Here is a 21,083-nt window from a genome sequence, read left to right as displayed (position 1 = left end):
CCTGCTGGTTGGATGACGGTACTCACCGTTAGTTATGAAACACCCAGGAGCAGAGTGACGAAGCTGATCGGAAACGCGCGCGTATCGACGCGCCAGTAATCCACCGACCGGCAACAGGACGACATCCTGCCCGCGGGTGTCCGGCGCAACGACCTCTACATCGACCAGGGGGTCTCTGGTGCGAGAGCAACGCGGCCCACTTCGATCGCGCGCTGGACGCTCTCGAGGATGGTGACACGCTCGTCATCACAACTCTGGACCGGCTGGGTCGATCGACGCAGAACATGCTCGACTTCGCCAAGGAGCTCCGCGGCCGCGGTGCAGGCCTCCGCGTGCTGAACCTGGGGTCGGCGACGTAGACACAGCGACACCGGTGGGGTCCATGCTGTTCACGATCATGGCGGCGCTCGGGCAGACGGAACACGAAATCAAGCGAGAACGTGTTGTCGCGTTCGATCTGCCCAGCGCCGCGCGGGCGGCAAGGATCTGGGCGGTCGCCCGCGGATCATCACCGACAGCCAAATTCGCAACGAGACGACGGCCCAGGTCGCGCTCGACCTCGGAATGTCCCGAGCTACCTTCTACCGCCAAGCACGCGCCCTGGGACTACTCCAAGATCAATCTGATGGCGACACCCTGACAAGCGTCGACGCCAAATAGCGATCACAAAAGACCGTCAAAGAGCGCCAACAGTAATACGGATACTCGACGAATGCACCAGCCGCCTGCACTTGGTCATGCTCGTTCGGGGGTCTGTCGGACCAGTCTCCCGAATGGTAAAAAGAAGTGCGCCTGCATGGATGGGCGCTTGGGGGAATTGACGTGGGGCGACATGGGGCATGGTCCTAGAGACTGGAACCCGCCGGGATATTGGGACGCACCGGCGGCCAACACAATCACACGCCCTCGCAGTAGGTACGTTGCGACCCAGCCGCGCGCCCGGTCGAGCAATTTGACTGGCTTGCTGGCGGTCGCTTTAGGCCTTTTCGCTACTCTCTTGCCTCTCGCGCATCCGGACGTCAGCACGGGGTTCCGCGGATTCGCTTTCACGACTGCCGGCATCACAGCGATCTCACTCGCCATTCGAGCAACTCAGCTCCGAAGGGAAGGCCGAGCGACGAGCCGGCTACTGCCCGCAATCGGCGGAACTCTCGGTGTCGCGGGGACGCTGCTGTCCATTTGGAGCCTGGCGTTCTTCTACGCACCAAACGCCGTACCCCCCATGCCGAGCCTGGCGTCGCTGACCGCTCTGACCCAGCCCATGGCCACCGCGCCTGATGTTCTCCCCCAGGTCAACCCGGTAGCACCGACACCGCAAGTAGTTCCAGACGCGCCTGCTACGACGCCGCTGGCCTCCACTCCACGGTCTCCGGAAGAAACCCGTGCAGCGATGCAAATGGCAGCCGGCACGATCTCGTTTGTCCTCAAGAATCTAAGGACGCCTGGGCAACCATGGCCGACTGAACTCCTCATCAACGCGGACAACATGGTCTCGACACCAGAGGGCCAACCGCTCTTTCAAATCCCTGTGGGCACTACGGGCGGATACGCACGGAGCACTAGTGGTGAAAATTACCGCCTCACGATCACCGACGACTCCTCCGGTGCCGGCGTAACGTTCGATTCCGCAACTGGCCTCGTAACCAACAACTGACCCCGCGATGAACAAAGCAAACCGCTGGAAGCGCCATCCTTACAACTCCGTGACAGGCGCCAACCCGGAGCACATCGACGCCGGGTCAGCAGGCGCCAATCACACGAAGCCGTCCTTATCAACGACGACGGACGCTTCCGAGCGCACTTCCCCACAAACGAAATGAGTGACCGGCAGATGTCCCCCTACCCGCAGCAGCAGATCATCTATCAGCAGGTCGTCAGGCCGCCCACCAACGGCATGGCCATCACCTCACTCGTTCTCGGCATAGTCGCCATCGTGACGGGGATCTGGATACCCATCCCGATCCTCGGGTTGGTCATGATGTTCTTGGCCTTCCTGCCCGCAGTGCTCGCTGTGATCTTCGGCCATGTTGGATTGCGAAACGCAACCCGCCTCGGCGGCATCGGACGCGGCGCCTCACTCGCAGGACTCATCCTGGGGTACGTCACGCTCGGCATCTCCGTAATCACGACTTTCCTGTGGATAGCCACCGCAGCGGCGGCATCAAGTTCAGGCCAATAGTCACCCGGGCCAGTCCCGCCATCGTCCACCCCCCGTCAGTGTCAGGGCGACAGCACCGAGTGTCAAGGAATGAAGAAGCCGACGTATTTACGGTAGTTCGACATTCCGACCTGAGTCGTCGCTGGCGCCCGACCCCTGCATCTCTGTGCAGCCAACTACCCGACTGGCGGTCGGTGAATCGGACTGTCGATCGCGCCCGGACGGGCTTCGAAGGACGTCGCAATATGCAGCGTCGCGATGCGGGCAGCGCGCCGAGCATCGTCGACGGTCAGCCGGTTTGTGCGCATGCGCTCAATGACCTCTTGCATCGCAAGCCGAACAACCATTGACTCGACGGGCACCCGCTGCTTTCCCCGATGAGCCCGGGCCTGGTTCTCCATCTCCGCATCGACGGCATAACGTTCACGATTGCGGTGCACGTATGCGATGACAGCCTTCACGAGGCGATCGAACTGCTCCTGCCGCTCTTCGCGTGAAACCACTGCCTTCGCGGCACGCACGGCCGCGGCGACGTCGCGGCTGGTCAGCAGGTCGACGCGGCGCATCCGTTCGGTCACAAGCTCGACAGCTCGGGCATACACGATGTTCTCCGCCGGGACTGGCGGGAGCCCCATACGCACCCGGGTCGCCACGTATGCTTCAGCGAACTCCCGCATGCGGGCGCCGTTCTGGCGCATGTGTTCCGTCAGCGATTCGGCGAAGATGGTGAACTGCCGTAGATGCTCTGGCAGCGCCGGGTCATGGAAATAGGCGTCGGCTACGCGTTCGTTTGTCCGACGTTCTGCGGCGGTAGCCGGGTGGAGTTGCTTCCGCGGGAGGCCAGCTCGACTGAGCGTGCGCTTGAGACGTTTCGCTGCAGCGTTCGCTTCGAGTTCCGCCTGGTAGATCTCCGGGTCGGCGCGTCGGGTGCGCTGCACCTCAGCGCGGTGCTCCTTGTTGCGCTCGGCCCATTGTTTGTGGGCCTGCTTCGTGCGGTCGGGGTCAGGGTCGGCATCCCGTCTCGCGGCGGCGCGGGCGCTCACCTCGGCGCGGTGGTTGGCGTAGTAACGGTTGTAGTACTCCCTGACCTTCTCGCGGTTTTCCTCCACCCACCGCTGCTGATACTTGCGCACACGATCGGGGTGCGTTTCTCGCCAGCGTTTCGCGCGCGCTCTTCCGCTATCACGCAGCTCTGCCTGGCGCCGTTGGCGGGCCGTTGCCCGGCGCATCGAGTCGCGATTGAGTTGCCGTGCTCGCTCGAGGTGCTCCGCCCGCCATCGTCGATTCATCTCGCGAACCCGGTCGCGGTTCGCCTCAACCCACGTGCGCCTGGTCTCGGCGTGGCGATCAGGCGGCCTATTGCGACTCTCCTCGCCAATGACGTGATCGCGGTCAGGGGGCTGACTAACCAGCGCCTTCCGGGGCGAGGTGTTCTCGTCGAATGGGCCGTTCATACTCGCTGCTACTCAGTGGGCGGCGGAGCCAGCTCGATGACGAGGGCGAGAAGTTCAGAGCGATGCGCTGTCGGATTGGTGATCACGCGGCCAACGGCGATCCGGAGCCGCTCGGCATCTTCGTCTGGAATTCCAACGACAGGCACCAGGCAGTACTCGATGTCCTTCTGGATGCTGTAGTCGTCCTCGTCGACCGCGATCTCCGGATAGTAGAAGAGCGCGGCAAGCGCGGTGCGACTGAGCAGGTCGTCGAACTGCTCCTGCTGGATTGTCATTGTGATGCCTCCTGCCGACGTAATCGTGTGCGTCAATCCTGCCGCAAACAGAAGGTACGCCAACGATGGCTGGCAGGGCGACCCAGACCGAGTCTCCGACCTGTGCAACGGACTGGTGCAGACTCAGGCGCGCATCGACGAAAACACCGGCTCCGTCGATTGCTCCAGCCCGACGCCATTGCGGAGCACCGTCGGCGTCATGCGACGTCGGGCCTGGGCTTCACGGCCGCGAACCCGAAGCAACCGGATCAGGGTCACGGGCCCGGCTACAAGAAGCTTGAGTGCGTTCCACACAAACAGCAGCGCGAGCACGTTCAGCCAGCCCGAGCCGCCGGCTTCGGCCAGCCCGGCGCAGAAGACCGAAGCGAGCGCGTATGGGACGGCAAGCACCATGACCGGTAGGCCCCACTTGAGACCGCGTCGAGTATGGATCGCGTCGAGCACGATATTGGTCGGCATGAACCGTCGCACGGCGAAGTGGGTACGGGCGGTGACGGCACAGATGAGTCCGAACATGCTGCAGCCTTTCAGTGTTCGGCAACGAGAACCTGGAAGGACTGCCCGTCAGACGGGAGTCATGCCATCGCAACAAGCGGTGGCGTGTAATAGAGATTGCCTATGAGAAAGTATAGAACTCGATGCCGGTGGGCGGAAGACCCGCTGTGACAGCCGGTCTGGGTGCACCTTCAGCGGTGCGTTCTTGGGAAAGTCGCTGCGCTGCGTCTAGCGCGACACGAGCGCGGGCCGCATCGAGCCTCTGTGCCGTCGCCTCCGGTGCTGGGCCAAGCGCCCGTGCGCCGACAATGGCGTAGCGGTCCCGATAGGCCGCGACCGCGCGTGCGTGCTGTCCCCACTCGACGGCCGTCGAGCCTCGCGGCGCATCCCCGAGGACTCGAGTCCAGGTCTCCCGCGCGAGCAACGCGCGGTCAAGGGCGGCGCTTGCTCTCGACTCGATGAGCTCACGGCGCTCGTCAAGGGCCCGGCGCATGGCAGCGTCCATCGGCCCGATGGCCTTGGGGAAGAGCCCGGCGACGAGGAGAGGCGTCCTGCGCGATCGACCCGCTCCGGTGTCACGAGCGACTACCGATGCGACTCGGGCTCGAAGAACAGCCGCGATGTCCTGGGCGTCCTCGAACCCACGGGCCGCAACCACACGCGCAAGCAATCTCCCCATGTCGAAGTGGTAGGCCTCTGCTCGGCGGAGTTCCGCGGTGAACGGACCAAAAGCATCCGAGTTGACGACCTGGTCGGCCTGGTCAGGCGTGAGGCCGCTCTCGCCCACCAGCGACACCCATCGGCCATGCTGCGCTGCGGCCGCGATGGTTTCGTACTCCGCCGCGAGTTGCTCTATGGATCCCCATGCGTCCTGCTCCGCCGCGATCGTCTCGTGTGCGGACAGCTCGGCGCCGACGTGCTGCAGAACACCGTAGAGGATGCTGCGTGCCGTCGCGTCAGCGTCATCACCTGGGCGTGGCCCGACGTGGGCGACATCGGGTCGGTCGACGGCGACGTAGGCGGAATTCGCCTCGCGGCCTCGGGTCATCGCGACGTAGAGGTTCTCTCTTGTCATGCCGGACGCGACGACGACGTGCGCCGTGTCGGTCGTGATTCCCTGCGCACGGTGCGAGGTGATCGCGTAGCCGAGTTCGACGTGGCACCCGACGTACTCGGGGGGAAGCAGCACGGTGCTCCCCCACCGTCGACCGTGCCGTCGCACTTCGATCGAGCCGTTTCGGCGAACTCCGATCACGGCCCACCGGTCACCGTTGCGCACCCAGGTTCGGGCCGAACGAAGCGTTCGATCGTTGCGGCGCGTAATGATCGTGTCACCGACAGCCGCCCGGGTTCCGTCATGGAGGGCGACTTCGCGCAGCGCATCGACGCGACCCTCCAAGATCAGTTCGGTGCGGGCGCGCACATTCAGCTCAGCAACCGCCTCCATCGAGTCACTGATCAGAACCGTTGCTCTGCCGGCTCGGGCATCTGCGCGCCAGGCCTCGTACGCGGCATCCGCCATCGCCTCGGTGTTGCCCTCGCGCACGCGCTCATGAGCAAGGTACAGGTCGATCGACTCCGGGTTGCCCTGGCGCAGTCCGAGCGATGCCGTCTTTTCCCACTCGTGGATGAAGCGGTGCACGTCGATGAGTTCGGGCGCATCTGCTCGATCGTGGACGAGCAGAGACAATGCCCCGCCCGCATCGACCGATTGGAGCTGGGCGTAGTCGCCGACCAGCAGAACTTTCGCACCGGCGCGCGCAGCGAGGGCACTGATCCGGTCTAGGGAATGGGTGCCCGCCAAGGATGCCTCGTCGATGATCACCAGCTGCCCGGCGTGGAATGTCGCGCCGTTTACGAGGTGGTTCTGCCACCACTTCGCCAGGTTCTCGGTCATGATGCCGAGATCCTCCGTCAGCACCTGCGCAGCGGCGGCCGAGGGAGCGAGCCCGACGACTGAGCCCGCACCATGCGTTGCCTCCCAAGCCCGCCGGAGTGCGTTCATCGCGGTCGTCTTGCCGGCGCCGGCCGGCCCGACCAGGACATCGATGACTCGGCCGGATCCGCTGATCGACGTAAGCGCCGCGAGCTGGTCCTCGGCGAGAAGTCCGCCACCCGGCAACTGCGTGCGCGCCGCCGAACGTAGTTTTGTCGCTGAAACGCGTGGTCCGGTCTCGTCGGCGGCGCGCTCGAGCAGCCGAGTCTCTGCATCGAGCAGATCGGTGGAGGTGAACACGATGGAGTGCTTCGGGCGGAAGACCGACGTGCCGTCATTTCGTCGGAATGCGACCGGACTCGACGCGAGCTCGGGCGGGGTGATCCGCAACGATGCCAGCTCGGCGGCGTCGACGACGAGCCCGACAACAGCTTCTCGATCGGATGCCGATGCGAACCGATGTTGCATCGTTTGGCGGGCTGCCTCGGCCGTGAGATTCCAGTGCCGCCAGGTTGAACGCTTCTCGCTGACCGCCTTCATGACACTCAACCCGAGTGCATCAATTGCCTCCCGCGGCAGGTCCTCTGCGCGTAGAACCGTCGCAGGCGGGTGCACGGATGCGATGCTCGCCAGCGTCGCCGCATCGTCACCGAGAACGCACTTGGCGCGTTCTCGCCATGCCGCAGTGAGCTCGGCGAGCGAGCGCACTTCCTTTGCGGGCCTCGTCGAGAGCGTGGCCCGAGCGCGTAGCTTCATGATCGTCACCGAATTCGGGCGATGACCGTGCCGGTTCACGTATGCCTCGATCAACTGGTCAGTCTCGATGTCAATGTGTCGGGACCGCGTCGAGAATTCCGCGACGAGGGCTTCGGGAACGAAGCTGATCGACCATGCAGGGTGGCGATCTCGGCCCCGCTCCCGCTTTTCCCAATGCACGCCGAGCGATCGCGTGAGTGCGTCTGCGAACAGGGTCTCGTGCATCTCGGAGAGCGCAACCACGGCCTCATGCATCGGTCGGCCATCGAGGGAGCGCCACTTACCGTCGAGAACGGTCTGCACCTTGTTGCTGATCACGACATGCGTGTGCAGATGGGGGTCGCCTGCTCTGCTATCGAAGTGGTCGAAGGCCGTAGCGATCAGGCCAACCACATCAACTTGAGCGACAGCACCTCCCTGCGCCGTTGTTCCAGTCCTGGTCGCCGCGACCTCGCGCTCCATGTACGCAATCACCTCGGCCACCGCCGCATGGTGAGCCTGCACGATGCGCTCCTGCGTGGTTGCATCGGCCACACCCCAGAGAATGCTCGCCGACTTCGGAATTGAGAACGTGAAGTCATAGCCGGCGACGGCGCGACGCCGTCCTGCACCGGGCTGCTCCTCAGCGGAAGCCGCAGCCGGCGCTCGCTGGGTTGGGCCCAACCCGAGACCATGGCTGCCCGGCCCGGCCGACGCGCGCTCTGCGGCGCTCCGATAGACGGGATACGCACGCCCGAGAGGCTCAGCGGTGACCGGGTCGCGGCCCAAACCGATAAGCAGTTGAAGTTGAGCCTCAGTGACCACGTCGCCCTCGAGAACGAGACCGCCACCGAGACCGCGGAGGCCATCCCCCATCCAGCGGCCCGGCGGTGTGCCTTCCGCGCTGTAGTAGCGGGTTAGCGGGGTCGATAGCAAGCGGTTCCCGTCACCAGCGGCGACCGTGCGCAGCAGGTACTTGTAACCATCGCCGGCGCTCATCACGCGCATCGAAACCGTCACCGCGCACACCTCCACCATCGCGATGAAGGTACGCCGCCTCGATCTGCAAGAGGCGTGGCGGCTCAGGGGGCGGGCAAACTGTGAGACATTTGCGGACCGCCGCGCTGGGCAACCGGATGTCTCTATCCATGGTTCGAAGCTCGCCTTCAGCTACCTCCACGGGTGGATGTAGTTGCGGAAGCTCCGATCCTGGTTAACATGCTTGGCCACGCCCTCGCGCCGGACTCCGAGGGAACGAGAAAACCACCTGATCAACTCGAAAAGTATTGGCCGTGAGGATTTCCTCGATGCTCTGCGGGGTCTGGAACGCCATTTTGACTCCCCTCTAGGCCGTGACGAGCTGCATCAGCTCGGTGTAGTCGGTGACAACGCCGTAGCTGACGTCCTCGTTGTTCTTCTTACCCAGAGTCTCGAAGAACTTGCGGGCGCACTCTATCTTCGCGTCCTCGATGCCCTTGAGCTGAAGTGTCGACAGGGAGCCCTTGGTCTCTGCAACAAAGTAGACGTGCTTGACGCTGCCTTCTGTAAACGCAATTGCCCAGTCCGGGTTGTAGTCACCGACTGGAGTTGGGATGAAGAATCCGCGCGGGAGCTTCGCGTAAACCGCAACTTCCTTGCTGGTGTCCAGCTCAGCGACGAACGCCCGCTCGATTTTCGAGTCAGTAACCACGTAGTCGTAAATGTGCTTCTTGAGCGTCTCACCCGCTTTCGAGAAGTCCTGCGCAGTCTGGTTCGCAGTGAAGATCGCCGAATCGAACCGCTCCTCCAGCGCGTCGTAGGTCAGGTGCTCAACGACGACAGTGGATTTCTGCTCGTTGATCAATCGCGCCGCCTCCGTGATGAATTGCTCAGGGTTGAGGCGGAACTTCCTGAACGTGTTGGGTGCAATGCCTCGCAGGATCGAAGCGGCCGTGCGACGGGTCAGCTGGGTCTTCTCCGTAACCTCGCCCAGCAGGTCATACTTCACCTGTGATCCGGCGCTCACGGTCTCGGTGTGGGTCTGCGTCGTCGACACCGCGAATCCGGAGCCGTTCGTAAGATCGTCGGCCTCAAGCTGGTCGCGCTGCTGCCCCGACTGGACGACGTACTGCATCGCGGAGACATTGAGATGCTTGTCGAGGTGCCCAATCGACTTGCGGATCAGCTCAGCGGAGTCGAACTTGACCTGGTAGACCGCCTTGTGATTTATCTGATCCCAGAGTTCTTGGAACTCCTTCTTGGCGAAGTTCGCCTCGTTGAGCGGGATCTTCTTCGGCTTGCGCGCGTCTTCGCCGATCATCGACACGTCAAGGTAGAGCGCGTCGACAAGCGGCCAACAAAAGTCGATAACGGATCGTAAAGCTTCAGAGGTCGGTTGAGCGAACGTTCCCGCGACTTTGGCTTGCATGTAAATTTCCGAGATGGTGTCGTCGTCGTTGAGGTAGTCGTTCTTAATCAGGTACTTGTACAGGGCCTGTGCCACGGCCTCCTCGACCGCAGATTCACCAAACAGGGTCTGGATAGTCTTGCCGGTAAAGAACTTGACACTGGCCTTGCGCGGCCGGGCAGCGAGGGACTCGGAGATCTCATTCTGGAGGCCGGCAACGAAGTCGGTGTACGACTCATCAGTGACCACGGTCAGTTCGTTGATGTTGTGCACGGTGGCGGGGTTATCCATCCTCGCGCCGTGCTGGTCGACTGAGAGCCGCAGCCCACGGCCAATCTCTTGCCGGCGGGAGACAGTGTTGTCGCTCTTCTTCAGCATTCCCATGACAAAAACGTTGGGGTTGTCCCACCCCTCGCGCAGCGCCGAGTGCGAAAAGATGAACCGGACCGGCTCGCTGAAGGAGAGCAGGCGCTCCTTGTCCTTCAAGATCAGGTCGTACGCAGCGATGTCGGTCGACAGGCCCTTGTCGTCACCGCGAGCGGAGAGCTTGCCGTCAACCTGGTGTTTGGTCTTCTTGTCGATCGAAAAGTAGCCCTCGTGCACCTGACCAACCTGGTCGCGTCGTAAGTACTGCTGGTACTCCACAGTCGCGTCGTCGATGGCGAGTTCACCAAGCACCTCGTCGCGGACCGCGGAATATTCTTCCTCAAATACGCGGGCGTAGTCACCGAGAGTGTCCTCTCGGGCGTAGTCGCGGTATTTTGCTACTTCGTCTATGAAGCATAGTGACAGCACTTTGATGCCCCGGCTGAACAGCTCACGTTCTTTGTCCAGATGGGCGTGGACAACCTCACGGATCTGGATACGGCGCTTGGTCTCCTCCGTGGCGTCGCGGTCAGCAAGCTGTCCAGCGACGACGACGTCGCCGTTGCTCAGCTCGATCACGTCGCGGTTCGCATCGATGTCGTTCACGATAAGTGGGCTACCGCCGGGCTTGTACGCTTCAAGACCGCCTGACAGAACATGAAGGTTTGTTCCCTTCTCGACTCGTTTCACCATGCGTTTGATTGGACCGCCCTTGGGCTGAACTTCGATCTCGATCCGAGCACGTGGTTTAGCGCCCTTGGCGATCTCGATCGCATCCAGATACAGGTAGGCGGTCGTTCCGGCCAGTCCCTTGACTGTGATGCCCCGCACTGCGATCTTCTTGACCAGTTTCTGGTTGTAAGCGTCAAGGGCATCGAGTCGATGCACCTTTGTGTAGTCGTGGCGAGGCTTGTGAGTCGCCGAGTACCGCAACACCATGAGGGCATTGAACTCGGCTAGTGAGGCGATCGACGTCGACGGCTTCTTCGGCCGGCCGCTCTTGGTATCAAACTCTTCCCCAAGACGCTGCGGTTCATCAATGATGACGATCGGTCGATTTGCTGAAATCACATCAATGGGGCGCCTCGACTGAAAGTCATCGAGCTCGTCATAGATGCGACGGTTCTCCCTACCAGTCGCGTTGAAAGCCTGGATGTTGATGATCATCACCTGCACTCCAGCTTCTGAGCTGAAGCGCTCCACCTCATGCAGTTGTGCGGAGTTGTAGATGAACGACCGGGGCTTAGTTCCATAGTGCTCTTGGAAATGCTCGCCAGTCACGCTGAACGACTTCTTGACGCCTTCACGGATAGCAACCGAGGGCACCACGATGATGTACTTCGACCAGCCGTAGCGCTTGTGCAGCTCCATAATCGTCTTGATGTAGACGTAGGTCTTGCCTGTACCTGTCTCCATCTCGATGTTCAGGTTTGGAGCCCCCGGTGCAGCCTTGCTGGCAATTAGTTTCGTCGCCAGCGGCAAATTGCGAGATCGCTGGACCGTCTGGATGTTCTCCAGGAGTTGGGTAGTCGAGAGTGCGATTTCAGCATTCCGAAGCCCCGCGTCGGGCGTCTCAAGCGTCGCGAACAGCATCGGGTTCGAGACGGGTGTCACCCTTCCGGGGTCAATCCGGTAGGTGACTCCGTCATGCTTGGCTTGCCCGGCAAAGACCTCCACCACCGAATCAACAGCATCGGTCTGATACTGCTGAACCTTGAACTGAAGCTTCATACCGATCAAATCGCTTTCACGTCAGAAGCAGGTGACAGTTCGCCGAAGACCTGCTCGGCGTTGATCCGCGCATCGTCCGAAGCAAAGCCCGAGTCGCGGAAGACGGCTCTTTCGGGGTGGAGCTTGGCCATGAATTGCACAACACCTGGGGTGATCTCCGTGTCGAAGCAAGCGACGAGTGCCCCGTCCTCCACGACGAAGACCTCATGCCCATCGACAACTTCAACGACCATGGGCAAGGTGAGTTCAAGACCCCAGTCCAGCATCACTTGGAACAGCAAGTCCTCGTTGGAACGCCCAGCTTTCACACTGCCTTCAAGCTGGTCCAGGGCAAGTTGATCTGTCTCATCTGGGGAACGGAGTACGTCAGCCATGTTGGTTGAGTCGATCCTCAATGCACGAAAACCGACATCAATTCCAAAGCTCGATGCGACCTCTTGACTGTTCACTTGCGCACCTGACCGCTTGACTCTCTCCCTCGACACGGCAGCGATGGTCGCGTAGCCCGCTTTCGCAGCTTCAGACTGATGATGTGGCACTTCGTCCAGCTGGACCATCACGAAGTGTCGATTCCCTCCGTCCTCCGCGTTCTTCTCAAGAACTGCCTGAGCAGTCGTACCTGAACCTGCAAAGAAGTCAAGGATGATGGAATCTGAATCAGTCGCATGTTCAAGAATCCGAGTAAGCAAGCGAACCGGCTTCGGGTTGTCAAACAGCTTCGACCCGAGAATGCCTACAAGATCGCGCGTGCCGTCATCCGTATTCCCAGCGTACGAATGCTCCCAGAAGTTGATCGGAGTCAGCCCGCGAGCTCCAGACAAGAACATCTTGATTGAGGGGACTGGCGACCGCCCATCTGAGCCCCAGTACAGCAAGCCCTCCGAACCTAGACGCCCAAACTCTTCTTTGGATCGACGCCAAGCGTTCGAAGATGGCATCGTAACTTGACCGGTATTGGGGTTCTCGACCGGATAGCACAAATTCGGGCGCTGCTGAGGAGTGGCTGGATTCAAAAAGGAAGCACCCTTCCAAGGCCCGCGGACATCCTTGTCAGGGTTGGAGTACCTGCCATCCGCTTCCTCTGTTCGTGGAAGCAGATTGACGGCAAACTCATCTGAGCGACTGTAGACGAGAATGTGCTCAACAACCGTCGTAAAGTCTTGGGTGTTGTTGCTGCGCGTGTATCGCTTCTGCCACGAAATGTCGGCCTGAAAGTTTCCCTCGCCAAATATCTCGTCACAAATCCGCCGAAGATTCGCCGATTCATGGTCATCCGCAGAAATGAAAATCGATCCGTCATTTGTCATCAGGTTCCGCGCAAGGCGCAGACGCGGGTACATCATGCTCAACCAGTCAGAATGAAAACGACCATTCGATTCGGTGTTGGCACTCAGCCGTGAACCTTCATCATCGGTCTGACCGGATCTAGCAAGATACTCCGCAGTGGTTTCCGAAAAGTCATCACTGTAGACGAAGTCGTTCCCGGTGTTGTAGGGCGGATCGATGTAGATCAGCCTGATCTTGCCCAAGTAAGACTCCTGGAGCAGCTTGAGGGCGTCGAGGTTGTCGCCTTCGATGAAGAGGTTCTTAGTCGTGTCAAAATCCACCGACTCTTCGCGGACGGGACGCAATGTCTTGGCGATCGGCGCGTTAGCGGCGAATGCTGCGGCGCGCTTGCCCGGCCAGTCGAGCCGGTAACGCTCCTGCGGCCCTTCGACGATGTGGTCGGCGAGTTCTTGGCGCAGCAGGTCGAAGTCGATGGCTTTCTTGACCGTTCCGTCGGCGTCGATAGTCTCGGTCACTAGAGTCGGGAAAAACTCGGCGAACTTGTCAAAGTTAGCTTCGGTCAAGTCTGGCGACGTCATACGTAGTTTCTCCACGGGTTACCTCTGCTGTTCGAGTTCTTGTTGTCGAGTCTTCAGGGTGCGGCGCAACTCGATCTTGCGGTTGAGTTGCGGCTCGGCGCGGAGCTTGCGCTCCAGGGCCATAATCTCGCGTTCGAGATTGCGCACGATTGCCAGCCTGTCTGCAACCGCTGACATTTCCTCGCCAGGTCGCACCGGAATCGGGGTCAGCGGATGCAAGATGGACGAGTAAAGGGCGGGCAAGGTGATCGCAGTAGGGAGCGGCTGTCGCTTGGCGTCAGCGGAAAGCCAGCCAGTCGAGTAGTACGCGCTGATCTTCGGCGCGCCCGTGCCGAGCTGCTTGTGTGCCGCGACCATTCGGACCTTTCCCGCAGTTACGCGAGTGATCTCGAAGATAATCGGATACTGAATGGCCTTGTCGATGGCGGACAGCACCGACTCGGCGACGTCGCCAGCCTTGGTGTCGATCTGGAAGACCTGGATTTCCGGCACGGACAAGTCGCCGGGGAGGTTTATGGTCGCCTCGGCAAGTTTGTAGGCCCAGGTGATGCGCTGGACCCCGGCCACGAACTTCTCACGCACGGCGGTACTGACGGTGCCGCGCTCGTAGAATTTCTCTTTGGGCACACGGCTGCCGAACTTCGCCGCGGGAGGCCACCTGTAGAGCAGATCAACCATTGGCGTGCACCGCCTGGGCGGGGTCAACGATGACGACAAACGCGGTGAGCTCGAAGTCATCGAGCCCCGCGATTGTTTGAGTGAGGGCTGTGGTTTGGCCTGCGGTGAAAAGGCTGTCGATGTCGCGTTCCTCAGTGACGTCGATCATCGAGTGGATCGCGTTGGTGAGAAGCTCAGAGTACTTACCCATCTGTGCACCCTCGCCGGTGGCTGCGTTGAAGGCGTGGACTACGTCGGTGACGGGTTCCTCGTGCGGACGGCAACCAGCACGGAGCAGATCAAGCAGGCGTTTAGCTTCGGTGTGATCCGCAATAACTCGGCCTTGATCGTCAAGGTAGACGAGGTAATGCGGGTGAAGCCGGTTGCCGCGGTTCAAGTTCTCGTCAGCGTTCACGTTTCGTAGCGCAAAAATCACGCCTGGCTCGAGCCCTACGCTCCGGTCGGCCGGCACCACGGCGTGCAGCCCCTTGGGTGCGGCAGCAAGGTCGCCGTATTCATTGACATAGCCGAGCAGGTCCATTCGGAAGTCGTTGAGTCCGAGGTCCGTGATGGAAACGCCGGTGCGGACGTCTTCCAGCTCGATGACGTCGTCTTGGAGCCTGCGGAGTTGTTCTTTGCGGAACGCAGCATCTGAGTTTTCGAGGGTGAGAACGTTGTCGTCGGCAGTGCTTGCAAGGTCAGCAATCACCATGCGGTTTTCCACACGTTCCTTGAGGTTGATGTATTCATCGAGGGAAATATCGGGCCAGAAATTCACGAGCTGAATTTGGGCGTTCTGGGAGCCGATGCGGTCAATGCGCCCGAACCGCTGGATGATGCGAACAGGGTTCCAGTGGATGTCGTAGTTGATCAGGTAGTCGCAGTCCTGGAGATTTTGGCCCTCGCTGATCACATCGGTGCCGATTAGAACGTCAAGTTCTCGGTTCTCGTTCGGCATGGTCAGGTGCCGCTGCTTCGAGCGCGGTGAAAACATCGCCATGACCTGCTGGAAGTCGAACCCGGTGCCCACGGTGGTCTTGGCGCCGTGGCTACCACCCGTGATAACGGCTGTCTCCAGCCCGGCTGCCGCAAGCATAGGAGCGAGTTCTCGGTAGAGGTACCTTGCGGTGTCGGCGAACGCCGAAAACACCAGCACCTTTCGATTGCCATCGTTAATCGGGTACTCGGCCTTTTGCTCAATCAGCTGTTTGAGCCTGGCCAGTTTGCGGTCGTTCTTTGGGGTGATCTTGCGCATCTCATCGAGCAGCTCTCGAAGGGTCTCGCGGTCGTTCCAGAGGTCCTGTTGCCAGGACACGATGTCGATATCGTCGAGGTCGATTTTGATCTTCTCGCCGAACGAGATCGCCTCGATGTTCGCATCGTCTTCGTCATCGAGGTCAAGATCGAAATCGGCTACATCAACGGCATCTGTCAAGGGACCGTTGTGAATTGATAGACGTTGAAACCGTTCATCAACCGTGCGTTCGATCTTTTCGAGCGTGAGCCGAAAAGCTTCGACGGAACTCTCCAGCCGTTTGAGGAGGTTGACCGTCATGAGTTTTTTCAGGCCTTGCTCGCGCCCCGCTTGGCCGAGGTTGGAACGGGCACTGCCGGCGGTGACGTTGTACAGGTCTTCATACTTGGCTCGCCTGCTCGGGAACACATAAGCCATTGGGGTGTAGACGGCAAGCGTGAGAGCCTGGAGCTGCTCGAAGATGACGTTGAAGCCCGGCACATCCGCCAGGTCAGTGAGTGGCTCTCGGATCGATAGTGGTGCTCGGCGTTCCGGGAACGCACCAATCTCAGTGGTGTCGTAGAACGCCTGGATGTGTCTGCGGGATCGGGCGATAGTGACTGCGTCGAGCAGTTCAAAGAAGTCGAAGTCCAGCATCTGAAGGATACGATCCGTCGTTCGATGTTCTAGGTTCAGCTTGGACCACTCGTTGAACACCCGCTGAGCGTCAGAGAAGACCTTCTCCACGGTCGTGGAGAGATTCAGATGCTGAGCGAGGTTCTCCGACTCACCCTCGTAGGCGAGTTGGAGTTGGTTTTTCAGATCGTTGAACCGGTTGTTTACCGGAGTGGCCGAGAGCATCAGCACTTTGGTTTTCACACCCTCGCGCATAACTTTCCTCATGAGCCGCTGATAGCGCGATTCCTTCTCCTCGGCGTAGTCGGCATTCCGGAAGTTGTGCGACTCATCAATCACGACCAGGTCGTAGTTGCCCCAATTGATCCGATCCAGTCGCAAGCCCAGCGACTCGCCCTTGGTACGCGAGAGGTCAGTATGAGCGAGGACGTCGTAGTTGAACCGGTCGGACGCAAAGATGTTCGTGGTGAGGTTAGCGTTGTAGTTTGTCCAGTTCTCGGCAAGTTTCTTCGGGCAAAGCACCAGCACTGACTTGTTGCGCAGCTCGTAGTACTTGATCACCGCCAACGCCGTGAACGTCTTACCGAGACCGACTGAGTCGGCAAGGATGCAACCGTTGTAAGTTTCCAGCTTGTTGATGATGCCGGTCGCGCCGTCGCGCTGGAAGTTGTAGAGGCTCTGCCAAACCTTCGTATCTCGGTACCCTGTACGGTCGTTCGGGAGGACATCTTCGTTGATGTCGTCCAGGAACTCCGCGAACACGTTGTAAAGGATCAGGAAATATACACGCGCAGGTGAGTTCTCGGCGTACACGTTAGAAATGTGATCATAGACAGCCTGGGTGACATCGTGGAGTTGGCTGGAGTTGTGCCAAATCTGGTCGAACAAGTCGAGGAACTGCTGTGTCTCGCCCGGCCCCTCAAATTTGGTCACCACGTTTGAGACGGCGGGGCCACTTTCATAGCCCAAATCAGTCGTTGTGAAGCCTTGAATCGGGAAGTACGCTGCGCCGTCGTCGACCGCGGCAAGAGCCTGCATCGGGTTTCCTGTTGCGTTGGATCGAAACGTCACCTTGCGACGCACCCATTCAGCGCATTCCTTGGCGATTGCGCGCTGGGTGAGCTTGTTACGGAGCTTGATCTCGAACTCGCTGCCGTACAAGCTCGACTCGGCATGTCCTGGGGGGATGAAATACTCGCGTCGTTCCTTACGGAGCTTGTCGGTAACCTTCTCGGTCACGAACGAGGGCGAGGTGAAAATGAACTGCAGTTCAGAGACGTGCTCAAGTTCCTCACGGAGAGCCTCGAACGCAAAGATCGAGAATGTGGAAGCGGCGATGCGGACTTTGGAACCCGACGTGATCTCCGCTTTGAGGTCGTCTCCGAGCAGATCGGTTACGTTGTTAATGATGCGCAAGCTGTCAGTCCCCTGCCCCGTTGCTGCCTGAGTAGGCGCCGCCGCGGCCGCGCACCTAGGTGTCTCCCTCGCTGGTCTGGAACTTCCACAGGCGGCCGGTCTTGAACGCGGGCACGTGTTTCTCAGCGATCCTGCTAGAGACGGTGACTCTAGTCACACCGAGGTGGCCGGCGATGTCATCTGCGGACAACCACGGCTCCGTCACGACGCCCCCGTCTGCTTCGCTGGACCCGAGTAGGTCAACGATCCCGATGTTACCGGAGCGGACCCGGTTCACTGGGAGATGTCAGGGCGTGGTCTGGTTTTTTTGCTGGTCTCATGGGAATTATGCACGTGGAGTCTGTTTGCTAGCTCGAATGGCCGCGTGTTGGGGCGTGGTGCACGGTGATGGTTCAGACACCCTTCTATGACCGGCCGCTGGGTCCCGTTGCCCATGACTGCTCGAAGATCAGCGTGATCCGCGATGCAGACGGTACGACTGCCCCGCGAGTTGAACCAGCCGATAGCCCGCGTTCGCGCGGGCGACGTTCGCCGGTGCGATCCCTCAATGCACAACCAATGGGACCAGCCAAGATTGAAGGGCTGCACGCCATCGCTCGCGATCCGAGTTCCAGCTCATCGTGTGGTCTGCGTCGAATGTCTCAAGGTCGACGATGTCGGGACGTAGCATCCTGAGGCGGGTCGAAACCTCGAACGGCGAGGACGTGTCGAGGGCGCCGTGGAGAATCAGAATCGGCACCGTCAACTCTCCGGCGCGGGCAATCCAGTCGAAACTGCGCAGGCCAACGGGGTTGGCGAGACCGGTCACTCGAGCAAGCGGCGGCAAATTGAGCCACGGCACAGCGAGTGCGCCGCTCCATGCAGGCAGGCTCGACCGCACGCAGTTTGCTTTAATTGTCGAGACCCAGTCGAGGACAGGCGACTCGAGCGCGAGCCCAACAACGATGCCGCGGAGCTCGTGCTCGGCGGCGAGCTGTAGTGCAATGGCCGCACCCATCGACCACCCAAAGAGGACGACGTCGCGTGCGCCGTTCTCGCGAGCGAAGCGAACAGCCGCGCGCACGTCATCAACCTCAGCGGCGCCGAGCTCGGACCTCCCCGTCCCAACTATGGGCCCCTCACCATCGTTTCGATATGTCACAACGAGCGACGTCAACCCGGCATCCGAGGCGACTTGCACGCCGCGAAGCGTTCCAGCACGCGGGCTTCCGAGACCGTGGATATGGATTGCCCAGGTCTCCGTCGGGGCGCCTCGAGGATTGATAAGCCAGGCGGGTGCCAGGCCCACATCCGTCAGGACAGCGACATCCGTGGCCTCCTGGTCCGCATCCTCTGGGCTTGCGAAGAGGATGCCGCTCCAGGATGCCCGCTCGCTGGAAGCCAAGCCTTTCCCCGTCTCCCCCAATACCTCGCGGCCGACGAGTCCCGGCCCACGATCCTCGACTTCGGAAGCCAGCCGAGCCCAGCCGCCGTTCTCGAGGATGAGGCAATAAGGACCGGGCGCGGCGGTGGCCGGCGTGCGGTCGAGGACGACGATGGGACGCTCCCCCGACTTGTCCACGCCTCGAATGGTGAGGTCGAAGCTTCGCCCGCTTGCGGGGGCGGTCAGGCGCCTCGCGATCATCAGTCCGAGCCCTCCGAGTGCTATTCCAACGGCCGCAGCGCCTCCAGCAACCGCCCAACCGGCTCTCATCGCTGCTGCCCTTCTCTTTCTGCTGCCGGTGCAGCGACAGGTGTTGAGTCGGTCGAACCGGCTCCGAGCAGGTGACGTTCGGCGCGCTCCACGAGGTGCCTGTCCTGGTCGCTCACCTCAAACGACACTCGCTTGTCTATCATCGCGTCGCGGATCTCGACGACCTGGCGATGGAGAAGCGTCTCGGCCTCGTCGGCGTGGAACGGAACGTGCTTGTTATGGCTGATTCCCGGCCGCACCCTCGTTGCCTCGGCCCAGATCGGCCCGAGCTCGTCGACGAGCACCCGGGTCCGCCGTTCACGAGCCCGCGCCTGCAGGGTACGGGTGGCAGGCTGGCCGGCGAACCCGAGGCAGAGGAAGAAGATAGTCAGCAGAAAGATCGGTCCGTACGCGACGGAGATGGCCGCCATCAGAGCCAGCTTGCTGGCCACATGGGCAAGATCCATGGAGATGACGACGCCACTGAGAACGACCCCAAAGCTGCTCCCGACGAGCAGGGAAGCAGGGGGTAGTCGCTGGACGCCCTTGCTGCTTCGGAGCTGCCGAGCGGCGAGCACTGCCATCGCGGTCAGGACGATTCCGCAGTAGGAGAATTGGATCATCGAGTAGGCGGCGGCCGCTGGTTGCGCACCGAGGTCAAGCATAAAGTTGGTAGTGGTGCCGCCACGATCGATGACAAGGAACGCAACGACCGCGGCGACAAGTGCGGCAACGAGCACGAACCGGCTAAGCACGAGCCGGACGGCCCATGGTTGATGCTCTGAGGCTTTCATAACTGCCCGACCAAGGAAAAAGACGCCAAACATCAACGCCACATCCGCTACCAGAGTCACCGTGTTGGCGCCGGCAGCGAGGCCGTCGAGCACCTGATAGACCGGGTCGTTGTTCAGCGTCATCGCGATCGCGATCGTCAGAGCGGCGTAGGTGATGTTGCGCTCGGCACGCCCCCGCCGCAGGATCAGCAAGCTCGCGACGAGCAGCCACATGAGGACGGAGACGAGGAGAGAAATCATCCGAAGATCTCCAAGTACCGAGAGTGGTGCATGGCCGATCCTCGGATAGCCGCGGCAAAACGATCGGCGAGCGTCTCCGCTATGACTTCCTCGACGGTGTCCAGATCTTGACGTCTGAGCAGCCGTCGCCGGGTATTCGGCGGGATGTCGGGCAGCAGGAAGTCTGGGGCGTCGGGATCGTCACCGAAATCGTGGCCGAGGATCATGTGCGCCAGTTCGTGCAGCACGAACTGCTGCCGATGAAGTGCTGACTCACTGTGCGCGTGAAGCACCAAATCTTCGCTAGGCGTCATGAGCCAGACGGCGCACAAGCCGTCGTGATCGCCGAGGTCCGCAAGTTCGACTATGCGCAGTCGACGCTGCCGACGCTGCTCAACGGCGCCGATGAGCTGGTCAAAAGTGAAGGCCTCTCCGAGTGAGAGTCCGTCGAATGCCGCCGACGCGCTCACTTCGTTGTTCACCGCCTGGTCACTTCCCTTCCTACGAGTGTGTGGATCCAGCGTCATCGGAGCGGTCCCGCTCTTCTGGCAATGTCTGCGAGATTTCCGCATCCAGGAATCTGCTGATCGCTTGGAGTGCGTTCGGGGAAATGTCTCCAAGGGTTCGCGCCGCATATGTCTTCACGCGCGCTGCGCGCATCGCACGCACCAAATCGAGTTGAGCGCTCACCTTGCCAGGGGTCTCGACGCCGGCTTCGCCAGCGAGGAACTCGGGGTCAACGTCGAAGAACGCGGCGAGGCCTTCGAAGAGTGGACGGTCTTGCACGTACCGGTGGCCGTTCACCATATACGTCCAACGCGACCGCGACAGGTTCAGGTCGCGCTCCTGGAGGAACGCGGCAATCTGGGTGAACGTCGGCTCGCTGCCCGACTCGGCGACCGCGACATCGAGCAGTAGCCGGAGACGCTTCGCGAGGTCCTCCGCAGCGGTCTTGCTCTCGATTTCGGTCATCGGCATAACCCTTCACCCCCGGGCTGGGCAACACGTTTCGACCCACGGACGCCCGGGTCGTTGAGAGTGCTCAATTTACTCG

Annotated in this window: 13 protein-coding genes and 1 pseudogene; 2 read left to right on the top strand and 12 right to left on the bottom strand. The window is 61.0% G+C overall.

Annotated elements, in window-relative coordinates:
* Positions 1-54: 54 nt before the first annotated feature.
* Positions 55-660 (top strand): annotated as a pseudogene (locus E3T42_RS08930) (recombinase family protein).
* 1,156 nt (positions 661-1,816) lie between these two features.
* On the top strand, positions 1,817-2,179 hold the full coding sequence (locus tag E3T42_RS08925) for a DUF4190 domain-containing protein (RefSeq protein ID WP_134402862.1): 363 nt from the start codon (positions 1,817-1,819) through the stop codon (positions 2,177-2,179).
* Between the two features lie 155 nt (positions 2,180-2,334).
* Here E3T42_RS08925 and E3T42_RS08920 read toward each other — a convergent pair whose 3' ends face one another.
* The 12 genes from E3T42_RS08920 to E3T42_RS08860 form a co-directional block, all read right to left on the bottom strand.
* Complete coding sequence (locus E3T42_RS08920; protein WP_134402861.1) at positions 2,335-3,612, bottom strand: hypothetical protein; 1,278 nt, start codon at positions 3,610-3,612, stop codon at positions 2,335-2,337.
* Between the two features lie 8 nt (positions 3,613-3,620).
* Positions 3,621-3,887 (bottom strand): hypothetical protein, encoded by a 267-nt coding sequence (locus E3T42_RS08915; RefSeq protein ID WP_134402860.1) that lies wholly within the window; start codon positions 3,885-3,887, stop codon positions 3,621-3,623.
* Positions 3,888-4,010: 123 nt separating this feature from the next.
* Positions 4,011-4,403 carry a sulfate permease gene (locus E3T42_RS08910; RefSeq protein WP_174776684.1) on the bottom strand — a complete coding sequence of 131 codons (393 nt, stop codon included), beginning with the start codon at positions 4,401-4,403 and terminating at the stop codon, positions 4,011-4,013.
* A 100-nt stretch (positions 4,404-4,503) separates the two neighbouring features.
* A complete protein-coding gene (mobF, locus tag E3T42_RS08905) occupies positions 4,504-8,052 on the bottom strand; it encodes a MobF family relaxase (protein WP_134402874.1) in 3,549 nt (1,182 codons plus the stop codon).
* 346 nt (positions 8,053-8,398) lie between these two features.
* The gene (locus E3T42_RS08900) at positions 8,399-11,536 is read right to left on the bottom strand and encodes a type III restriction-modification system endonuclease (RefSeq protein WP_134402859.1); all 3,138 of its coding nucleotides are present in this window, start codon (positions 11,534-11,536) and stop codon (positions 8,399-8,401) included.
* Between the two features lie 5 nt (positions 11,537-11,541).
* Positions 11,542-13,401, bottom strand: coding sequence for a site-specific DNA-methyltransferase (locus E3T42_RS08895; RefSeq protein ID WP_241975947.1), 1,860 nt, complete (start codon positions 13,399-13,401; stop codon positions 11,542-11,544).
* 18 nt (positions 13,402-13,419) lie between these two features.
* The gene (locus E3T42_RS08890; protein WP_134402857.1) at positions 13,420-14,079 is read right to left on the bottom strand and encodes a DUF4391 domain-containing protein; all 660 of its coding nucleotides are present in this window, start codon (positions 14,077-14,079) and stop codon (positions 13,420-13,422) included.
* Positions 14,072-17,344 carry a helicase-related protein gene (locus tag E3T42_RS08885; RefSeq protein WP_134402856.1) on the bottom strand — a complete coding sequence of 1,091 codons (3,273 nt, stop codon included), beginning with the start codon at positions 17,342-17,344 and terminating at the stop codon, positions 14,072-14,074. Before E3T42_RS08885 ends, E3T42_RS08890 begins: the two co-directional genes overlap by 8 nt.
* Positions 17,345-17,888: 544 nt before the next feature.
* Positions 17,889-18,905: a S9 family peptidase gene (locus tag E3T42_RS08875; RefSeq protein WP_241975945.1), complete on the bottom strand. Its 1,017-nt coding sequence runs from the start codon at positions 18,903-18,905 to the stop codon at positions 17,889-17,891.
* A gap of 128 nt (positions 18,906-19,033) precedes the next feature.
* The gene (locus tag E3T42_RS08870) at positions 19,034-20,050 is read right to left on the bottom strand and encodes a DUF6545 domain-containing protein (protein WP_134402854.1); all 1,017 of its coding nucleotides are present in this window, start codon (positions 20,048-20,050) and stop codon (positions 19,034-19,036) included.
* Entirely contained in the window at positions 20,047-20,511 is a 465-nt protein-coding gene (locus tag E3T42_RS08865; protein WP_134402853.1) for a hypothetical protein, read from the bottom strand. Before E3T42_RS08865 ends, E3T42_RS08870 begins: the two co-directional genes overlap by 4 nt.
* 19 nt (positions 20,512-20,530) lie before the next feature.
* Entirely contained in the window at positions 20,531-21,001 is a 471-nt protein-coding gene (locus E3T42_RS08860) for a hypothetical protein (protein ID WP_134402852.1), read from the bottom strand.
* Positions 21,002-21,083 lie beyond the last annotated feature (82 nt).

The sequence above is a fragment of the Cryobacterium sp. TMT4-10 genome (assembly GCF_004403275.1).
Taxonomy (GTDB): domain Bacteria; phylum Actinomycetota; class Actinomycetes; order Actinomycetales; family Microbacteriaceae; genus Cryobacterium; species Cryobacterium shii.
Note: the sequence above shows the minus strand (reverse complement) of the source record. Positions and strands in the feature narration are given on the sequence as shown.

Excerpts from the sequence above, each read along its gene's own strand:
- E3T42_RS08915 (WP_134402860.1), bottom strand. The coding sequence starts at position 3,887 with ATGACAATCCAGCAGGAGCAGTTCGACGACCTGCTCAGTCGCACCGCG.
- E3T42_RS08870 (WP_134402854.1), bottom strand. The coding sequence starts at position 20,050 with ATGATTTCTCTCCTCGTCTCCGTCCTCATGTGGCTGCTCGTCGCGAGC.
- E3T42_RS08890 (WP_134402857.1), bottom strand. The coding sequence starts at position 14,079 with ATGGTTGATCTGCTCTACAGGTGGCCTCCCGCGGCGAAGTTCGGCAGC.
- E3T42_RS08900 (WP_134402859.1), bottom strand. The coding sequence starts at position 11,536 with ATGAAGCTTCAGTTCAAGGTTCAGCAGTATCAGACCGATGCTGTTGAT.
- E3T42_RS08860 (WP_134402852.1), bottom strand. The coding sequence starts at position 21,001 with ATGACCGAAATCGAGAGCAAGACCGCTGCGGAGGACCTCGCGAAGCGT.
- E3T42_RS08925 (WP_134402862.1), top strand. The coding sequence starts at position 1,817 with ATGAGTGACCGGCAGATGTCCCCCTACCCGCAGCAGCAGATCATCTAT.
- mobF (WP_134402874.1), bottom strand. The coding sequence starts at position 8,052 with ATGAGCGCCGGCGATGGTTACAAGTACCTGCTGCGCACGGTCGCCGCT.
- E3T42_RS08910 (WP_174776684.1), bottom strand. The coding sequence starts at position 4,403 with ATGTTCGGACTCATCTGTGCCGTCACCGCCCGTACCCACTTCGCCGTG.
- E3T42_RS08895 (WP_241975947.1), bottom strand. The coding sequence starts at position 13,401 with ATGACGTCGCCAGACTTGACCGAAGCTAACTTTGACAAGTTCGCCGAG.
- E3T42_RS08920 (WP_134402861.1), bottom strand. The coding sequence starts at position 3,612 with ATGAACGGCCCATTCGACGAGAACACCTCGCCCCGGAAGGCGCTGGTT.